The 17,824-nt window shown below is 71.7% G+C and carries 20 protein-coding genes and 1 pseudogene; 13 read left to right on the top strand and 8 right to left on the bottom strand.

Translation table 11 applies throughout. The features are described from left to right. Positions 1–134: 134 nt before the first annotated feature. From A4E84_RS18370 to A4E84_RS18385, 4 genes are all read left to right on the top strand, one after another. A complete protein-coding gene (locus A4E84_RS18370) occupies positions 135–752 on the top strand; it encodes a dihydrofolate reductase family protein (protein WP_062927631.1) in 618 nt (205 codons plus the stop codon). A 57-nt stretch (positions 753–809) separates the two neighbouring features. After that, positions 810–1,637, top strand: coding sequence for a class I SAM-dependent methyltransferase (locus A4E84_RS18375; RefSeq protein WP_062927632.1), 828 nt, complete (start codon positions 810–812; stop codon positions 1,635–1,637). A gap of 1,246 nt (positions 1,638–2,883) precedes the next feature. Then, the gene (locus A4E84_RS18380; protein WP_062927633.1) at positions 2,884–3,984 is read left to right on the top strand and encodes a C40 family peptidase; all 1,101 of its coding nucleotides are present in this window, start codon (positions 2,884–2,886) and stop codon (positions 3,982–3,984) included. A 366-nt stretch (positions 3,985–4,350) separates the two neighbouring features. After that, a complete protein-coding gene (locus A4E84_RS18385; RefSeq protein WP_062927634.1) occupies positions 4,351–5,697 on the top strand; it encodes a PP2C family protein-serine/threonine phosphatase in 1,347 nt (448 codons plus the stop codon). Positions 5,698–5,741: 44 nt separating this feature from the next. Here A4E84_RS18385 and A4E84_RS18390 read toward each other — a convergent pair whose 3' ends face one another. The 4 genes from A4E84_RS18390 to A4E84_RS18405 form a co-directional block, all read right to left on the bottom strand. Further along, the gene (locus A4E84_RS18390) at positions 5,742–6,074 is read right to left on the bottom strand and encodes a DUF2516 family protein (protein ID WP_079129377.1); all 333 of its coding nucleotides are present in this window, start codon (positions 6,072–6,074) and stop codon (positions 5,742–5,744) included. Positions 6,075–6,180: 106 nt separating this feature from the next. After that, positions 6,181–6,846: a hypothetical protein gene (locus A4E84_RS18395; protein WP_062927636.1), complete on the bottom strand. Its 666-nt coding sequence runs from the start codon at positions 6,844–6,846 to the stop codon at positions 6,181–6,183. An 89-nt stretch (positions 6,847–6,935) separates the two neighbouring features. Continuing rightward, positions 6,936–7,532, bottom strand: a complete 597-nt coding sequence (locus tag A4E84_RS18400) for a helix-turn-helix domain-containing protein (RefSeq protein ID WP_062927637.1) — start codon at positions 7,530–7,532, stop codon at positions 6,936–6,938. A 244-nt stretch (positions 7,533–7,776) separates the two neighbouring features. Next, a complete protein-coding gene (locus A4E84_RS18405; RefSeq protein ID WP_062927638.1) occupies positions 7,777–8,379 on the bottom strand; it encodes a TetR/AcrR family transcriptional regulator in 603 nt (200 codons plus the stop codon). Positions 8,380–8,504: 125 nt separating this feature from the next. On the opposite strand from A4E84_RS18405, the gene A4E84_RS18410 reads away from it, so the two are divergent. The 4 genes from A4E84_RS18410 to A4E84_RS18425 all read left to right on the top strand — a co-directional run bounded on the left by A4E84_RS18410 (position 8,505) and on the right by A4E84_RS18425 (position 11,833). Continuing rightward, positions 8,505–9,197 carry an SDR family oxidoreductase gene (locus A4E84_RS18410; RefSeq protein WP_062927639.1) on the top strand — a complete coding sequence of 231 codons (693 nt, stop codon included), beginning with the start codon at positions 8,505–8,507 and terminating at the stop codon, positions 9,195–9,197. Between the two features lie 60 nt (positions 9,198–9,257). Then, entirely contained in the window at positions 9,258–9,596 is a 339-nt protein-coding gene (locus A4E84_RS44580) for an aldo/keto reductase (protein ID WP_062927640.1), read from the top strand. A gap of 171 nt (positions 9,597–9,767) precedes the next feature. After that, positions 9,768–10,772, top strand: a complete 1,005-nt coding sequence (locus A4E84_RS18420; protein ID WP_062931506.1) for an NADP-dependent oxidoreductase — start codon at positions 9,768–9,770, stop codon at positions 10,770–10,772. 647 nt (positions 10,773–11,419) lie between these two features. Then, positions 11,420–11,833: a DUF5958 family protein gene (locus A4E84_RS18425; protein WP_062927641.1), complete on the top strand. Its 414-nt coding sequence runs from the start codon at positions 11,420–11,422 to the stop codon at positions 11,831–11,833. 18 nt (positions 11,834–11,851) lie between these two features. On the opposite strand, the gene A4E84_RS18430 is transcribed toward A4E84_RS18425, so the two are convergent. Next, positions 11,852–12,445, bottom strand: a complete 594-nt coding sequence (locus A4E84_RS18430) for a DUF4240 domain-containing protein (protein WP_062927642.1) — start codon at positions 12,443–12,445, stop codon at positions 11,852–11,854. 167 nt (positions 12,446–12,612) lie between these two features. Between A4E84_RS18430 and A4E84_RS45490 the strand changes: the two are divergent. Next, positions 12,613–12,699 (top strand): annotated as a pseudogene (locus A4E84_RS45490) (GntR family transcriptional regulator); the annotation flags it as partial. Between the two features lie 182 nt (positions 12,700–12,881). On the opposite strand, the gene A4E84_RS18435 reads toward A4E84_RS45490, so the two are convergent. After that, positions 12,882–13,238, bottom strand: coding sequence for a VOC family protein (locus A4E84_RS18435; RefSeq protein WP_062927643.1), 357 nt, complete (start codon positions 13,236–13,238; stop codon positions 12,882–12,884). Then, a complete protein-coding gene (locus A4E84_RS18440; protein WP_062927644.1) occupies positions 13,235–13,783 on the bottom strand; it encodes a DUF6817 domain-containing protein in 549 nt (182 codons plus the stop codon). Before A4E84_RS18440 ends, A4E84_RS18435 begins: the two co-directional genes overlap by 4 nt. A gap of 85 nt (positions 13,784–13,868) precedes the next feature. Here A4E84_RS18440 and A4E84_RS18445 point away from each other — a divergent pair, with 85 nt between their 5' ends. Then, entirely contained in the window at positions 13,869–14,579 is a 711-nt protein-coding gene (locus tag A4E84_RS18445; protein WP_062931507.1) for a hypothetical protein, read from the top strand. A 12-nt stretch (positions 14,580–14,591) separates the two neighbouring features. Here the strand turns inward: A4E84_RS18445 and A4E84_RS18450 are convergent, their stop codons facing one another. Continuing rightward, the gene (locus tag A4E84_RS18450; protein WP_062927645.1) at positions 14,592–15,245 is read right to left on the bottom strand and encodes a class I SAM-dependent methyltransferase; all 654 of its coding nucleotides are present in this window, start codon (positions 15,243–15,245) and stop codon (positions 14,592–14,594) included. Positions 15,246–15,471: 226 nt separating this feature from the next. Between A4E84_RS18450 and A4E84_RS18455 the strand changes: the two genes are divergently transcribed. The 3 genes from A4E84_RS18455 to A4E84_RS18465 are packed head-to-tail and all read left to right on the top strand — an operon-like array spanning position 15,472 to position 17,756. Further along, positions 15,472–15,933 (top strand): hypothetical protein, encoded by a 462-nt coding sequence (locus tag A4E84_RS18455; protein WP_062931508.1) that lies wholly within the window; start codon positions 15,472–15,474, stop codon positions 15,931–15,933. A 48-nt stretch (positions 15,934–15,981) separates the two neighbouring features. After that, positions 15,982–16,569 carry a TetR/AcrR family transcriptional regulator gene (locus A4E84_RS18460; protein ID WP_062927646.1) on the top strand — a complete coding sequence of 196 codons (588 nt, stop codon included), beginning with the start codon at positions 15,982–15,984 and terminating at the stop codon, positions 16,567–16,569. 5 nt (positions 16,570–16,574) lie between these two features. Further along, on the top strand, positions 16,575–17,756 hold the full coding sequence (locus tag A4E84_RS18465; protein ID WP_062927647.1) for an SGNH/GDSL hydrolase family protein: 1,182 nt from the start codon (positions 16,575–16,577) through the stop codon (positions 17,754–17,756). Positions 17,757–17,824 lie beyond the last annotated feature (68 nt).

Below are 17,824 nucleotides of genomic sequence, written 5' to 3' on the forward strand. Positions count from 1 at the left end.
GTTCGAGGGCGTGGAGGTCCGTGTCCGTCGGTCCGTGCGGGGTGACCCGGAGGTGATCTGGCGCACCGATGAGTTTCGCCGCGCCACGACGTCTGAAGCAGTGGTGGTGACGACCGGGAAGAGAGTGGTTCGTGATGAAACTGGTGGTGCAGGAATTCCTGTCGCTCGACGGTGTCTCCCAGGGGCCGGGCGCCCCGGACGAGGACACCAGTGACGGCTTCGAGCGGGGCGGCTGGTTCGTGCCGCATCTGGACGAGGAGTTCGAGCGGCTGGCCGGCAACTGGCTCGGCGAGGCCGACGCGCTGCTGCTCGGGCGCCGGACGTACACGAGCTTCGCCCGGGACTGGCCCGCGATGACCGGGCACCCCCTCGCCGGGATCATGAACAGCCTGCCGAAGTACGTCGCCTCCCGCAGCCTGACCGAAGCCGAAGCCGGGTGGAACCCGACCACGATCCTGTCCGGTGACGTCCCCGCCCAGGTCGCGGAGCTGAAGCGGCACCCCGGCCGGGAGCTCCAGATCCACGGCAGCGCCCGTCTCGCCCAGTCGCTGCTGGCGGCCGGGCTGGTCGACACGCTCCGGCTGGCGATCGCCCCGGTCGTGGTCGGCCAGGGGCGGCGGCTCTTCCCGGACGGCGGGGCACCCGCGGGGCTGCGGCTGACCGACCACCGGACGACACCGGGGGGTCTGTCGGTCCATGTCTTCGAGTCGGCGGGGGCGCCGGGGTTCGGGACGTACGGGGCCGGGGCGTAGCGGCCGCGGTGGCACCTCGCGCCCTGACAGCGCCGGGGGCCGCTTAACCTCGTACGTATGACACCCCGCGCAGCCGCCCGCCCGTTCGGCACGGTGACGCGCGGGACGACCAACCCCAATCGGCTGCGCCGTATGGACCGCTGGATCGCGGCCACGCACGGTGCCGAGCTGCGCCGCGCCGCCGATCCCGTGGCGGTCGACCTCGGGTACGGCGCCGCCCCCTGGACGGCCGTCGAGCTGCTGCAGCGCCTGCGGACGGCCGCGCCACGCGCGCGCGTGGTGGGCGTCGAGATCGAACCGGCACGGGTCGCGGCGGCGCTGCCCTACGAACGGCCGGGGCTCGTCTTCCGGCACGGCGGCTTCGAGATCCCGGTCCCGCAGCGGCCTCTGCTCGTCCGCGCGGCGAACGTGCTGCGGCAGTACGAGGAGGGCGAGGTCGCGGCCGTGTGGCACCGGCTGTGCGCGCGGCTCGCACCGGCCGAGCCGGCGACCGGGTCGCGCGGCGGGCTGCTGGTCGAGGGGACCTGCGACGAGATCGGGCGCCGGCACGTCTGGGTCGCGCTCGGCCCGGAGGGACCGCGCACGGTCACCTTCGCGACCCGGCTGGGCTCCCTGGAGCGCCCCTCGGACCTGGCGGAACGGCTCCCGAAGGCACTCATCCACCGCAATGTCCCGGGCGAGCCGGTGCACGCCTTCCTGCGCGACTTCGACCGCGCCTGGGCGGCCGCCGCGCCCTACGCCGCGTACGGCGCCCGGCAGCGCTGGATCCGCGCGGTACGCGACCTGACGACCGACTGGCCTGTGACGGACGGGCCGACGCGGTGGCGGCAGGGAGAAGTGACGGTGCGGTGGGGGGCGTTGGCCCCGTCGTCTTTCTGCGCCTGACCCCTGCGGTCAGGGCGGGGGGCGCTGCCCTCCGGGCGGGGTGCGCTGCCCTCCGGGCGGGGTGCGCTGCCCTCCGGGGCGGGGGCCGTTGCCCTCCGGGCGGGGGGCGCTGACCCTCGGGCGGGGGCCGTTGCCCTCCTGGCAGGGGGGCGCTGACCCCCGGGCGGGGGCCGTTGCCCTCCGAGCGGGGCCGTTGCCCTCCGGGCGGGGGGGGGCGCTGACCCCCGAGCGGGGGCCGTTGCCCTCCTGGCAGGGGGGCGCTGACCCCCGGGCGGGGGCCGTTGCCCTCCTGGCAGGGGGGCGCTGCCCTCCGGGCGGGGCCGTTGCCCTCCGGGCGGGGGCTGCTGCGGTCGGGCGGGGTTGCTGCGCTCCGGGCTGGGTCCGTTGCCCTCCCGGTGGGGCCGTTGCGGACTGGGCGGGGCCCATCGAGGACCGGGCGCACCCGTCGAGGACCGGGCAGGGCCCGTCGTCTTCCCAGCGGGCCCGTTGCGCTCCGGACGGACCCCGTTGCGCTCCGGACGGACCCGGTTGCGCTCCGGACGGACCCCGTTGCGCTCCGGACGGACCCGGTTGCGTCCGGGCGGGGCCCGTTGCGCTCCGGACGGACCCCGTTGCGCTCCGGACGGACCCCGTTGCGGTCCGGGCGGGGCCCGTTGCGCTCCGGACGGACCCCGTTGCGCTCCGGACGGACCCCGTTGCGGTCCGGGCGGGGCCCGTTGCGCTCCGGGCGGGGCCCTTGCGGTCCGGGCGGGGCCCGTTCCCTCCGGGCATGGGCCGCCCCCACCCCGGGAGGCCCGTTGGGGACCGCGAGAGACCCGTAGGGCACAGGGCAGGGCCCGTCGCCCTCCCGGCAGGCCGTTGCAGGCCGTTGCGGTGCGGGCGGGACCCATGGCACCCCGGACGGGGCTCTCTGGGAACCGGACGGAACCAGATGCGAACCGGGCTGCGCCTGTTACGGACCTGGCGGGCGCTGCCGTGCCCAGGGCGGAGCCCATGCCGCTCCGCCGAAATTCCGTTGCGGTCCGAAAGGGACCTCTCGTCCTCCCGGCGGGCGCCGCTGCGATCCGGGCACGGTCCGATGGAACGATCTCTTTGAGTCGTTCGTCACACAGACCGGGGAGATCGCGTGCCGCATAACGGCGAGGGGGCGGCGGGAAGTACTACCTCTGTCGCTTTCCTGATCGACATGGCAGCATCCCCAGACGAACCGCAAGTTACTGACGGTTAATCAGTTGGGGGCTGAGGTATGGGAACGGGCAAGCGTGGCCTGATCGCGACGGCGGTGGCCGTGGTCTGTGCGGTCACGGTGCTGGCCGCACCGGGCACGGCGTTCGCGAACCCCACCCCCTCCCCCACCCCGAGCGCGGGCCCGGCCCTCGCAGCCGGCAAGGACCTCGAAGCCGTCCGCAAGAAGCTCGACAAGCTGTACCGCGCCGCGGGCCGCGCCACCGACGAGTACAACGCCGCCGAGGAGAAGGCGGACAAGCAGTCCGCCGAGGTCGTCGAACTGGCCAAGAAGATCGTCAAGGGCCAGGAGAGGCTCCGGAAGCTGAAGGATCGCGCGGGCGCCGCGGCCGCCGCCCAGTACCGCGGGGGCGGGCTGCCGCCCGAGGCCCACCTGGTCCTGAGCGAAGACCCGCAGGACTTCCTCGACGGCGCAGGCCGCGTCCGCGAGGGCCACCACGCGACGAAGGGCCTGCTCGGCGAACTGACCCGCACCCAGGAGGACTTGGAGCAGTACGCGAAGGACGCCTCCGCACAGTGGAAGAAACTGGAGGCGGGCCGCAAGGCCAAGGCCGCCGCGCAGAAGAAGATCGAGAAGCAGATCGCGCAGGCGGAGAAGCTCGAATCCGCACTGCAGAAGGAGGAGCAGGAGCGCCTCGCCGAGCTGGAGAAGGAGGCCGCGAACAAGGCGCAGACCGCCTGGCTCGACTCCGGCATCCTCGACGAGGTCGACGGAAAGGCCTCCGAGCAGGGCAAGAAGGCCGTGCAGTACGCCACGGCCCAGATCGGCAAGCCGTACCAGTGGGGCGCCGAGGGCCCGAAGACCTACGACTGCTCGGGGCTGACGTCACAGGCCTGGATATCCGCCGGGCGCGGCATCCCCCGCACCTCGCAGGAGCAGTGGAAGCGGCTGCGGCACATCGACATCCAGGACATGCGGCCCGGCGACCTCATCATCTACTTCGGCGACGCCAGCCATGTCGCGATGTACATCGGTGACGGGGCGATGGTGCACGCGCCGCGGCCCGGACGTACCGTGACGATCGCGGGGGCCGGATCCATGCCCATCCTCGGGGTGGTCCGGCCGGACGCGGACACCGGCACCGACACCGGCACCAACTGATCGCCGACGACGACCTGAAGACGACGATCTGAAGACGGCAGCCTGAAGACGGTGGCCTGGCGACCGCCTGGCGACTGCCTGAAGACGGCGCACCGGATATCGGACACCCGCGGTGACCCGGCCCACGTGACCCACCGCACGCCCCACCACGGGCAAAACCGTGCGCTGACGTGACGTTCGTCATCCCCGCAGCATCTCCGAGCTGTCCAACTGCGGTACATATCGCGGCATATGACACTGGCCGATGGCACAGCGGCGTGGCTCACACCATTCCAATGCGGCGCCGACACCCGCTATGGTCCCCGTCGGTGGGTCGAGGTCCCTCGCCCCACCGTGCCCTCGGGGGGAGGGAAGGAACCCAAGACGATGCCCGTACCCATACCGCGGCAGAGAGCGATCCCGGCCGTGGAGAGTGGTCAGGCGCAGGCCGCGTCCCCGCGCGGCGGCTCGGCCGGGGAGTCCGCGAAGGACGCCTCGCCCGCGGGCCGCACGCCGGACACCGCCGGGAACACCACGGACAAGGTGGAGAACAACACCGCCCACACCAACCTGACGCTGCTGCTGATCGAGGACGATCCGGCCGGTTCGCCGATCGTGCCGGACATGCTCGACCAGGCGGGCAAGCCGATCCGCGTCCGCACGGCCCGCAACCTGACGGAGGCCGGGCGACTGCTGACCGACGACGTCCACTGCATCCTGCTGGACCTGGCGCTGCCCGCGCCCGGCCACAGCGACTCCGAGGACGAGCTCGCCGTGCTCCGGCACGTGCTGGAGCTCGCGCCCCGGCACGCCGTCCTGGCGCTGACCGCGTCAGGCGACGCCGAGCGCGGCGCCGAGGCGGTGCGCGTCGGCGCCCAGGACTACCTCTTCCGCGACGAGCTGGACAGCAGGCTGCTGAGCCGCGCGATCCGCTACGCGGTGGAGCGCAAGCGTTCCGAGTCGGCCGAGCGCCGGCTCGCCGAGGGCCGGCTGCGGGCGCAGGAGAACCGCCGCCTGGAGCGCGGCCTGCTGCCGACGCCACTGCTGGAGGGCTCTTCGCTGCGGTTCGCCGCCCGCTACCGCCCCGGCCGCTCGCGCGCACTGCTCGGCGGCGACTTCTACGACGTCGTGCGCACGCCGGACGGCACCGTGCACGCCATGATCGGCGACGTCTGCGGCCACGGCCCGGACGAGGCCGCCCTCGGGGTGGAACTGCGGATCGCCTGGCGCGCGCTGACGCTGGCGGGTCTGTGCGGCGACCAGCTGCTGGGCACACTCCAGCAGGTGCTGGAGCACGAGCGGGCCGACGACGAGATCTTCGCGACCCTGTGCACGGTGGACATCGCGTCGGACGGCCGCCGCGCGGGCCTGTGCCTGGCGGGTCACCCGTCGCCGCTGCTGGCCCGCCCGGGCAAGCCGGCCCGCCTGCTGCCGTACGACAACAACGGACCGGCCCTGGGCCTGCTGCCCGGCGCCCGCTGGCCGCGGATGCAGGTGGAGCTGGGCGCCGAGTGGAGCCTGATGCTCTACACCGACGGCCTGATCGAGGGCCACATCGGCCAGGGCCGGGAGCGGCTCGGCCAGGACGGCATGACGGAGATGGTCCGCCGCCAGTTCGCCGAGGGCCTGCGGGGAGAGCAGCTGCTGCGGGCGGCGGTGAACGAGGTGCGCGACCTCAACGGTGGTGAGCTGACGGACGACGTGGCGGTCCTGCTGCTGGACCGGGTGCCGTAGCCCCGGGCGCCGATGCCGCGGGGCATCGATGCCGCTGAGGGCCCTTACCGGCCGCCGTTGTACGGGCCGTAGGGGCCGTCGCTGCTGGAGCCCCGCTGGCTGCGGCCACCGCCCGGAAGCGCCCGGATCGCGGGCCGTACGTCGACCATGTACACGATCGTCGCGATGAGGCCGATGATCGGCAGGAACGACAGGATCGGGAAGAACAGGTTCACCACGAAGGCGATCCCCAGGATGATCAGCCAGAAGGGCTTGGTCTTCTTGTCGGCAGCGCGGTAGGCGTCCTCCCGGCGCACAGCCGCGTCGAACAACGCGAAGCCGCTGAAAACGATCAGGGCCATGCTCAGAAGCCACATGAACCCTTGGAAGCCCTGCATCAGCACAACATCCACCACCTGACTCGGCTCGTCCTACGCGTCACCGTACCCGTACAACGGGCCGGGCACCCTCAGGGTGCCCGGCCCGTCCGACCGCTCCGCCGTCCTACTTCGCGGGCGGGGTGGTCTTCTTCGCGGTGGTGGTCTTGCGCGCCGGGGCCTTCTTGGCCGCGGGGGCCTTCTTAGCCGGGGTGGCGGCCGCCACCGGCTTCGCCGGCTCCTCCTTGACCTCGACCGGCTGCGGCTTCGGCTCGACGGCCACGGCCAGCTCCTCGACGCCCTCGGCGACGTCCTCGATGCTGTCGGCGGCCTCGCCGCGCCAGGTCCGCACGGCCTGCTCGCCGTGCTCGGCGACCTTCTCGTAGGTCTCACGGGCCTTGACGGCGTACTCGGCGGCCACGCCGACGCCGCGCAGCGCGAAGTCCTGGGCGTTCTCGCCGAACTTCTTCAGGTCCGAGTCGATCGTGCTGCCGAGCTTCTTGATGTCGACATCGATGGAGCCGATGAACTCCGTGACCTTGGTCTGCAGGGTCTCCTGCGTCTCCTTGACGCGGGCGGAGGCCTCCTTGGCCCGGGCGGACGCCTTCTCCTGGACGGCCTTGGTGTCGGTGTTGCGTACGGCGTCGATCCGCGCGGGGGCCTCGGAGCGCAGCTGCTCGACCAGGGCCGGCACCTTCCTGGCCTGCTGGAGGGCCAGGTCGGCGGTGCCTGCGGCGAAGTAGAGCGGGGTCGGGTCGCTGAAGGTCTTGCGCAGGTCGTCGGTGATGGCCATGGTGATGGTCCTCCCGGATTCTGTATCGCTTGAGGGTTCGGCTGAGGGTTGTGTGATCCGCGGCGGTACGGCCGGTGCCCTGGTCCGGCTCAGCCGGCCGTCTGCTGCGGGTCGATGTCGCTGCCGTCGTTCTTCTTGATGCTCTTGTCGGGGCTCTTGCGGCTGCGGCGCCGGGCGGGCTGAGCGTCCGCGGCCGGGCCGGGCTTCGGTATCTCGGCTCCGGCGTCGGGAGCGTCCCCGTCCACACTCACCGCACCGCCCCCGGGGACGACACCGACGACGCCCGCACCGCCCGAGCCGTCCGGAACACCCGGGACATCCGAGCCGTCACCGCTCCCGAACCCGTTCTCCTTGCGGAAGGACTCGTAGATCTGCAGCAGCACCTGCTTCTGGCGCTCGTTCAGCGCCGGGTCGGCGAGGACGACGGCGCGCGTCTCCACCTCGTCCCGGTCCCGCTCGGCGTCGAGGATGCCGGCCCGGACGTACAGCGTCTCGGCGGAGATCCGCAGGGCCTTGGCGACCTGCTGCAGCACCTCCGCGCTCGGCTTGCGCAGCCCGCGCTCGATCTGGCTCAGATACGGATTGGACACCCCGGCGGCATCGGCGAGCTGCCGGAGCGACAGCTGCGCAGTGCGCCGCTGTTCGCGCAGATAGTCACCGAGATTGCCGACGTTGAGCGATGCCATGCCTCCACAGTGCAGCACCTCGCTAACTATTGCAAGCACCCGCTTGCAAAAGTGCGCCACGCCACCCGGCCGCCGCCGATGAGCCCGGGCACGACAGGTGTCGCATTTGCACGACAACTGCCGCAGGGAGCACGGAACTACGCCAGACCGATCAGGCCGCGAGCACGGAAGCCTCGGACCCCGCGTCACCTCGCGGGTGCGGCCGGTACACACACGCCGCGCGGCGCCCGATGCCGGGCCCCGGTCAGCCGGCTTCCGTCAGGGCCGCGTGCGCGGCGGCGAGGATCTCCTCGGAGAGCGGGGAGCCCTGGGTGGCCCGGGACAGGACCAGAGCACCGACCAGGGTGCACAGCCGGGCGAGGCCGCCCTCGCCGCCCCCGACGCCACCGACGCCCTCGCCGTCCGCGACGGCCTCGGCGGGGGCGAGGAACGCGGCGAAGTCGGCCACGCCCTCCGCGTAGGTACGGCGCGCCGCGCGGCCTTCGGGTCCGCGCGCGATATCGGTGGCGAGAGCCGTGACCGGGCAGCCGTCCGCCGCGTTGTCACGGTGCTCCACGGAGAGGTAGGCGTCGATCAGGGCCCGCTGAGCGGCATCCCGCTGCCCGTCGTGCCGCTCGAGCCCGGCCGCAAAGCGCCGTGCGAACTCATCGAAGGCATGGGCGGTGACCTCATCGACGAGCGCTTCCTTGGAGGCGAACTGCTTGTAGAAGGCGCCGTGGGTGAGGCCGGCCGCCTTCATGAGATCGGCGACGCTGACGTGGGTGCCCTGCTCCCGGAACAGCCGCGACGCGGTGTCCACCACCCGCCTGCGATTTTCCGCCGCCTGCGCCTGCGATACGCGGCCCATGGCCACCTCCTGCACGAACCAGCTTGGATGTCGATTGGCATCTATCCTAGCCGCGTGTTTAGATTGTGGTCGCAATCTAACTGACGCGGGTGCTCCGACGGCGCCTGCGAAGGACAGGAGCGAGCATGGAACTCAAGAACGCGGTCGCGGTGGTCACCGGCGCCAACCGGGGCCTCGGGCGGCACCTGGCCGCCCAGCTCGTCGAGCGCGGCGCGAAGGTCTACGCGGCGGCCCGCCGTTCCGAAACGGTCGACCTGCCGGGCGTCCGCCCACTGCGCCTCGACGTGACGGACCAGGAGTCGATACGGGAGGCCGCCCGCATCGCGTCGGACGCGACGCTTCTGATCAACAACGCGGGCATCTCCACCGGCGCGACGCTGGTCGGCGGCGACCTGGACGAGGTACGTCGCGAGATGGAGACCAACTTCTTCGGCCCGCTCGCAGCCACCAGGGCCTTCGCTCCCGTCATCGAGGGCAACGGCGGCGGCGCCGTCCTCAACGTCCTGTCCGCCCTGTCCTGGTTCCACCCGGCAGGCCTCGGCTCCTACGCGGCTTCCAAGGCCGCCGCCTGGGCGCTGAGCGACGCGAGTCGCGAGGAACTGGCGCCCCGCGGGATCACCGTCTCGGCGCTGCACGTCGGCTACATGGACACCGACATGGCCGCCGGCGTGCCCGCCGATCAGAAGGTCGCCGCCGCCGACGTCGCGGCCCAGGCCCTTTACGGCATCGAGACCGGCCTGCCCGAGATCCTCGCCGACGAGACCAGCAGGTACGTCAAGCAGAGCCTGTCCGCGGCGCCCCAGCCGAACGCGGGCTGACGCTCACCCTCTCCACCACGGCACGACGGCCTTCCAGGCCCCCTTACGCAAGGACTTCTCATGCGTTACACGGCCTTCGGCCGCAAGACCGGACCGCGCGTCTGCGAGTACGCGCTCGGCACCGCGAACTTCGGCACCGGCTGGGGCGCCGGCGCCGAGCCCGACGAGGCCCGCCGGATCTTCGACCGGTTCGCCGAGGCCGGCGGCACCTTCCTCGACAGCGCCGACAGCTACCTCGCAGCCCTCGACGTCCAGCTCACCGACGAGCAGTACGCGCGCCTCGACAAGGCCAGCGCCATGCCGCTCGGCGTACCGCACGAGGGCGTCGCGGGCTCGCTGGGACACCTCCAGGGCGGCGACGCGGGCAGCGTCATCGCCCCGGGCGTGCCGGTGGCCTGAGCCCGCAAACACGGCCGCCGCAGAGCTCTCCGCGCAGGCACTGGCCACTGCCGCGCCGACGCGGAGCGCGCGGACCAGAAGACACCACCAACTGTCTCGTAACGAGACAAACCCCTCACGGACAGAACACCCCTCCCGCTTGGACGGGAGACCACACGAACGGAGATGACGATGAAGGCCTTCATGGTCGAGAAGTACGGTGACGCGTCCAACATGCGTGCCGCCGAGATACCCGACCCCCAGGTGGGCGCCGACGACGTCCTGGTCAGGATCGACGCGGCGAGTGTCAACCCGCTGGACATGAAGATCCGCGACGGTGACCTCAAGCAGATCCTGCCCTACCGTCTCCCGCTCGTCCTGGGCAACGACCTCGCCGGGACCGTCGTCCGCGTCGGATCGTCCGTCACCCGCTTCGCGGTGGGCGACGAGGTCTGGGCGCGGCCCGACAAGGACCGCATCGGCACCTTCGCCGAACTCCTCGCCGTCCACCAGGACGACCTGGCGGCCAAGCCCGCCACGCTCACCATGACCGAGGCCGCCTCCCTCCCCCTGGTCGCGCTGACCGCCTGGCAGGCCCTGGTCGAGCGGGCGAACGTCCAGCCGGGCCAGAAGGTCCTCATCCACGCGGGCGCCGGCGGCCTGGGATCCATCACCATCCAACTGGCCAAGGCACTGGGCGCGCACGTGGCCGCCACCGCGAGCACCGCCAAGATCGACCTCGTCAAGGACCTCGGCGCGGACGAGGTCATCGACTACCGCACCCAGGACTTCTCCGAACTCCTCACCGGCTACGACCTCGTCCTGGACTCCCTCGGCGGCGAGAACCTCGCCAAGTCCCTGCGCATCCTCAAGCCCGGCGGCCTGGCCATCTCCGTCGCGGGCCCGCCCGACCCGGCCACCGCCCGCGAACTCGGCTCGAACCTGGTGCTCCGCCTGGGCGTCGCCGCGCTCAGCGCCAAGATCCGGCGCCAGGCCAAGCGTCTCGGTGTCACGTACTCCTTCCTGTTCATGAGGGCCAGTGGCGACCAGCTGCGCGAACTCACCCCCCTCATCGACGCCGGGAAGATCCGCCCCGTCGTCGACCAGGTCTTCCCCTTCGACGAGACCCTTCAGGCCATGGAGTACGTCGAGAAAGGCCGCGCAAAAGCCGGCAAGGTCGTCGTCTCCATGACGTGAACCCAGGGCAACGGCCCTGCCGGACGCCGTGAACGCCGCCCGCCACAACGAGAAGAACCCGCCCCACGCTCCTTTCTCCCACACCAGGACCCGATCACGAACGCGCCGTCCAGCTCCCCCACGCCCACCCCGTCGTCGTACAAGAACGCGCCGACCCGCGCCGTGTCCGTGCACGGCGTGGACGTCGCCTACCGGCGGCACGGTCCGGACGGCAACTTGCCTGCGAAGAGTGCGGATCACGTCAGGAACGATGCGAATTCGGCGACAGCAGACGCTGCTTGGCAGCGAAGGACGGCTCTACAACGCCTGCGAATTTCCCGCCGGCCTGATTCGAGAGCTGCCGAGTCGGTTCGCACCGGTGGAGTTTCCCGAGTACCCGATGTGGACGGGGAAGGAAGAGTCACCCGTGTGCTGGTTTTCCGCGCCGGGGAAGCTCTTGCGGCTCGACGGACTGAGTGACCACAGCTGGCTGCACGTTCGGGGAAGTACGTTGGCCGACCTGGAGTCGCTCTGCGCCGCCCTCCCCGGCCACTGGGTACGTGGGTACTCAGAGCCGTTGGAAGCCGACGAACTGCCTTTCCGGGCATCCGAGGGTCTGCTTGGATGACCGGGAAAGTCTGTGAATCGAGAGCAACGGGGGCGTGAGGATGGCTGATCCGTACATCATTCTCAACGAACTCGCCCAAGAGCTTCGGCCGATGCCACAGGGAATCGAGTGGTTCGAGGGACTCTCGGCTGAGGAGCAGTCCAACACCCTGCGCCTCCTGTCACATTTCTGCATTCAGGCCCGCGCCACCGCCGAGGACGGCCCGGAAAGTATCCGACGCGCCGGACTTCGCGCCACGCACACACCGGCAGTTCTGATCACACGAGGGCGGATCGACCAGCAACTCGGAAAGATCGCCAGTCTCACCCCGCACGACGAGCGCCTCAAGTCGTTCCGGCTACTGATCGCGGTGCTGGCCGTCGCCGACGAACGCCGGCGCGAGCGCTTCTGCTCCGACGGTTGCGGCCACGCGTGGCATCGCCTGTCTGTCGACATCCCCGAAGCCTCGGCCTGATCCCTCGCGCTTTCGCGCCTACCGGACCAGTGGCCGGAGGGGAAACATCGCGCTCAGTCTCGGCAGTTTGCGCATCGCCTCGTCTTCGCATCGCACGTCCCACTGCTCGCCGCGCGGCCCTCGATTGCCGCCTACAGCGCCCTCCTCGGCTTCGACGGTTTCATGGAAGGCGTCGCCGCAGTCGTCATCCGCGCGGGTGAGTAGTCCATACGCCTCCATGGCGACGTAGTCGAGAGACTCCCACTCCGGCCAGTCGTCGTTCCAGAGCTCCCGAGGGCGACCCACCAGGCACTGAACCTCTGGGGTGTCGGCCAGAGAGTCGGGATCGATCACTGCCCGCACGAAGGCTTCCCGACCGATCCCCACCATCCACAGGCCGAAGTAGCAGAATCCGTCGTCCGAACACCAGCCGCCGAAGATCCGCTCCGCAGCAGCCCAGAGATCCCAGGTGAAGGCTTCGTGCGTCACTTCGTCCAGGCGAACCTGGAACTGCACGATCTCTGTCAGCGGCCTCCGCGACAACTCGTCACGCAACCACGTCAGCCGTTCGTCCCGGCCCCGCGTCTGCCGTCGGCACTCTTCGATGAGCTTCCAGAAGGAATCGATGTCCACGGCGGCACTGTGCCAGGCACCTCTGACACCGCAGGCTGTCGACCCCCGCCACCTGCCTCCCCCCGCACCCCTCCGCGTCCCACTGCGGCAGGACGCGTTCCACCTCTGCGGCATGCGTAGGGCTGCGGCACGGTGGAAAGACGACGGAGCTTCCGCGCTACGAGTACGTGAAACTCGTCGACGCCATCGCCGCAGACATCGCGTCCGGCAAGCTGCCGCTGGGCGCCGCGTTGCCGGGCGAGCGCGCCATGACCGATCTGTACAGCGTGAGCATCGGCACCGTGCGTCGGGCCGTCGTCGAACTCCGCAACGAGGACTCGTCGCCGCCCTGCCCGCGAAGGGCACACCTACGGCATCGAGCTGCCGGAGCCGGCCGGCGACGCGCCCGAGGAGGGCGAACCGAGCACCTGAACCCCCGCCTCTCCCTGTGGCGGCCTCAGCCCCCGAGGATGCAAAAGGGATGCCCCGCCGGGTCCGTGAGCACCCGCCATCTGCCCGCGTTCGGCTGCTGCTCCGGCCTGCCCGCACCCAACCTCACCAGCCGCGCCTCGGCCTCGTCCAGGTCCTCGACCCTGAAGCAACAGTGCAGCTGCTGAGGGACCTCCTGGTCGGGCCAGCTCGGCGCCCGGTAGCCGTCGACCCGCTGAAAGCCGAGGGAGAGTCCGCCCTCACCGCCCAGCGCGGCGAAGTCGGCGTCCGACTTCGGATGGAGTTCGAGTCCGGTGGCCCGTTGATAGAACGCCGCCAGCGCCAGCGGATCTGCGCAGTCCAGGGTTATCGCGCTCAACTTCATCCGGCCAGCACCTCCTGACAGTCCGCCCAGGCCGGTGGGCTCAGCAGGGGACGGACGCGGGTGAAGAGGCCGAGGAGTCCGGGTCCCCACTGGTCGCGGAACGCGGGGTCGAGGCGAGCGAGGTCGGTCTCGTTGGCGGCGGACAACTCGGCGAAGTCGCGCCGCGACTGCGGTTCCGGGATGTGGCTCAGGCCGGTGAACCGGTCATGAAAAGGTCCGTCGGCTTCCCCGAGCGTCGGATAGGTGGCCCTGCGATCGCACGAGGCGTACAAGTACACCAGGGCCTCGGCCTCGGCACCCACCGCCGCTGCGAGTTCGCCACGGCGGTCCAGGGGCAGCAGGGCTTCCGGGAAGCCGTCGGTTCCGTAGAACGCGTGGCACAGGCCCGCCAGCTGGAGGGCCGGGCGGGCACCCCACGCGGCGAGTTGTCGCTGTACCCGCGTGAGGTGGGCGAGGAGCGTGCCGCCCGGGTGGGCGATGTCCGCCGCGCCGAGGCCGCGCAGGAGCGCGACGGCCGGTCCGGAGTCAGGAGGGGAGACGGGCACAGGGGGAGTCCTTCCAGCAGTGGCCGGGGGTCGCGACCATCAAATCGGTGGACGGACCGGGCCTGCCATCGATTTGATCCACGCCGTGACGACTCCGCAGCAAGCCCTGGTCCGGTCGGCCGCCCGCAACAACGCCGAGTGGTGTGCGGTGATGTGCCGGGCGCACGGGGTGGCGAGCACGTTCGAGGGTGAGGCCTGGGCCGCCGCCCGGCGTACGCCTCTCTACTACCCCGACGCCGTGACACTGGAGCCGGGCGCCGACCCGGAGGCGCTCGTGGCGCGGATCGACACGGTCTCGCCCGGCGCCTCGGTGAAGGACGGTTTCGCCGACCTCGATCTGACCGGGGCGGGGTTCCGGGTGCTGTTCGAGGCGGAGTGGATCCACCGTCCGGCGGGTGTGCCCGTCACGGCGCCGGATCTCGCGTGGGACGCCGTGAGGGATCCGGACGCGCTGCGGGACTGGGCTCGGGCCTGGGACGACGGGGGCGGGCACGCGGACCTGTTCCGGCCGGGGCTGCTCGGTGATCCGCAGACGTTCCTGCTCGCCGGGCGGTCCGCCGACGGACGCGTGGCCGTCGGAGCGGTGGCAGGCCGGAGCAGTGACGTGGTCGGCGTGTCCAACGTCTTCGGACCGCCGAACGTGGCCTGGCCCCTCGTTCTGCACGCGGTCGGCCGGCTCTTCCCCGCCCTGCCCGTCGTGGGCTACGAGCAGGGGGACGACCTGACGGCCGCCCTCCGCCATGGTTTCGAGGCCGTCGGGCCGCTCCGGGTGTGGGTGCACGAACGGCCGGCCTGAGCTCCGCCGACGTCATTCCGCCTTGTACGCCAGGAACGTGCCCACCTGCCTCTTCGATCCTCCCTCCGGTTCCTGCACCACCCGGGTCGTGACCACCAGGCCCGCCCGCCGGAGGAGTTCGGCGATGCGGTCCGCGGGGAGCAGGTACGACGCGTAGGACACCGGGTGGTCGCCGTAGGCGTGGGTCGGGCGGAGGTGCTCGCCGCCTCCGATGTGGCCGGCCAGCATCAGCCGGCCGCCGGGCGCGAGGGTGCGGTGGAACTCGGAGAACACCGTCGGCAGCCACTGCGGCGGGGTGTGGTGGGTGGCGTAGTACGCGAGGATGCCGCCGAGCTCGCCGTCGGCGATGTCCAGCGCGGTCATCGAGCCGACGGTGAAGCGGAGTTCCGGGTACGCCGCCCGGGCCAGCTCGATCATCCTCGGCGACACGTCCACGCCGAACGCCGGAACCCCGAGGGCGACCAGATGTGCCGTCACCTTGCCGGGGCCGCAGCCCAGGTCGGCGACCGGCCCGGGGTGCGGGGGCCGGACGAGATCGGCGAACGCGGCCAGCGTCGCGCGGGACACCGGGTCCAGTTCGGCCGGTTCCTTGACGCGCCGGGCGTAGTCGGCCGCGACGGCGTCGTAGGACTCGCGGACCGCGGTGAGGTGGGAGGGCTCGGTCATGCCGCGAACCTAGGCGACGGGAGTGACACGTCCGTACTCCGACGCCGGTACGCCGGGTTACTCCCGCCGTGAGACGACCCCGCGGCCCCCGTTCGGCACCGTGTTCGGCGTGGACACGCATACCGAACAGAAGCCGAGCACGCCGAGCACGCCGAAGAAGCCGAGGCAGCCGCACCCGGGCCCGTCGCCGAGACTCGGCCGCCCGGCCCGCCGGGCCGCCCTCGCCGTGCACGTCATCGCCTCCGCCGGCTGGCTCGGGCTCACGCTCGGGCTGCTCGCGCTCGGGATCACCGCCGCCAGCGACGGATCCGCCGGGACCGTGGAGGCCTCCGTGCGGGCCATGAAGCTCTTCGCCGACTGGCTCCTGCTGCCCGTCGCGTTCCTCACGCTCTTCAGCGGCCTGTTGCTGTCGCTGGGCACGAAGTGGGGCCTGGCCCGGTACCGCTGGGTGTACACGAAGTTCTGGCTGACCCTCGCCACGACCGCCGCCACGGTGTTCGCGCTGCGCCCCGGGGTGAACTCCGCGGTCACCGCCGTCGCCGCGGGCGGGCCGCTGCCGGACGCCGGTGACGTGCTGTTCGGGCCAGTCGTGTCGCTGTCCGCGTACGTCTTCATGACGGTGATCTCCGTCCTCAAGCCCTGGGGGAAGACCCGCCGCGGCCGCGAAAGGTCACAGACATTTGCCTAAAACCTTTAGGCAAAGGCACACTCTCTTCAGGTAGAAGGGAGAGCACTCATGGCACGCGTAGGACTGACGCCCGAGCGTCTGACGGAGGCCGGCGCCGAACTCGCCGACGAGGTCGGCTTCGAGCAGGTCACCGTCTCGGCACTCGCCCGGCGGTTCGACGTCAAGGTCGCGAGCCTCTACTCGCACGTGCGCAACTCCCACGACCTGAAGACGAGGATCGCCCTGCTCGCCCTCACGGAACTCGCCGACCGGGCCGCCGAGGCCCTGGCCGGACGGGCCGGCAAGGACGCCCTGGCCGCCCTCGCGAACGTGTACCGCGACTACGCCCGGGAACACCCGGGCCGCTACGCCGCGGCCCAGCTACGGCTCGACCCGCAGACGGCGGCCGCGAGCGCCGGTGTCCGGCACGCGCAGATGACCCGGGCGCTGCTGCGCGGCTACGACCTGACGGAACCGGACCAGACCCACGCGGTCCGGCTGCTCGGCAGCGTCTTCCACGGCTACGTGAGCCTGGAGCTCGGCGGCGGTTTCAGCCACAGCGCCCCGGACACCGAGGAGACCTGGGCCCGGATCCTCGACGCCCTCGACGCCCTGCTGCGGAACTGGCCCGCGGCCCCTACCGACCCCCGAGGCTGACACCCATGCACACCGAGCACGACTGGATCACCACCCCCCTCACGGCGGACCTGCTGCGCGGCGCCCTCGACGTGGAGGGCACCGAGCACGGCCTGCTCCCCCACCGGCTCCCGGCCCGGGCCCGCACGCAGAACACCAACCCGCAGCTGGCGATGGCCGAGGCCCAGCCCTCCGGCGTCCGCCTGGTGTTCCGTACCGCCGCGACCGCCGTCGAACTGGACACGCTGCGCACCAAGCGCGACTACACGGGCTTCCCGCCGCGCCCGGACGGGCTGTACGACCTGCTCGTCGACGGCGTCCCGGCCGGCCAGGCCTCGGGGACCGGCGGCAACGTCCTCACCGTCGACCTGGCCACCTGGGCGGGCGAGGTCACGTCCGGCCCGGTCGGCACCGTCCGCTTCACGGGCCTGCCCGCGCGGGACAAGGACGTCGAGATCTGGCTGCCGCACAACGAGACCACCGAGCTGGTCGCCCTGCGCACGGACGCGCCCGTCGCACCCGTGCCGGACGGGGACCGCCGGGTGTGGCTGCACCACGGCAGCTCGATCAGCCACGGCTCGGACGCCGCGAGCCCCACGGCCATCTGGCCGGCGATCGCCGCGCTGCGCGGCGGTGTGGAGCTGGTCAATCTCGGCTTCGGCGGCAGCGCGATGCTCGACCCGTTCACCGCGCGCGCCATGCGGGACACCCCGGCCGACCTGATCAGCGTCAAGACGGGCATCAACATCGTCAACGCGGACGCGATGCGGCTGCGCGCGTTCGGCCCCGCCGTGCACGGTTTCCTCGACACGATCCGCGACGGGCACCCGGACACCCCGCTGCTGCTCGTCTCCCCCATCCACTGCGCCATCCACGAGGACACCCCCGGCCCCACCGCCCCCGACAGCGACGAGATCGCCAAGGGCCGCCTGCTCTTCTCCCCCATGGGCGACCCGGCGGAGACGCCCATGGGCAAACTCACCCTGACGGTCATCCGCGAGGAGATGTCCCGCATCGTCGAACAGCGCGCCGCCGACGATCCGAACCTGCACTACCTCGACGGCCTCGACCTCTACGGCCCGCAGGACGCCGCCGCCCTCCCCCTGCCCGACCGCATCCACCCGGACGCGGCCACCCACCACCACATCGGCGACCGTTTCCACCATCTGGCCTTCACGAAGGGAGGCCCCTTCGCGGAGGAGGCGTGAGCGGAAGAGGCATGAGCGGAGCAGGGGCGAGCGGAAGAGGGCGAGCGGAAGAGGGTGAGCGGGAGAGG

It is taken from the genome of Streptomyces qaidamensis (assembly GCF_001611795.1).
Lineage (GTDB): Bacteria > Actinomycetota > Actinomycetes > Streptomycetales > Streptomycetaceae > Streptomyces > Streptomyces qaidamensis.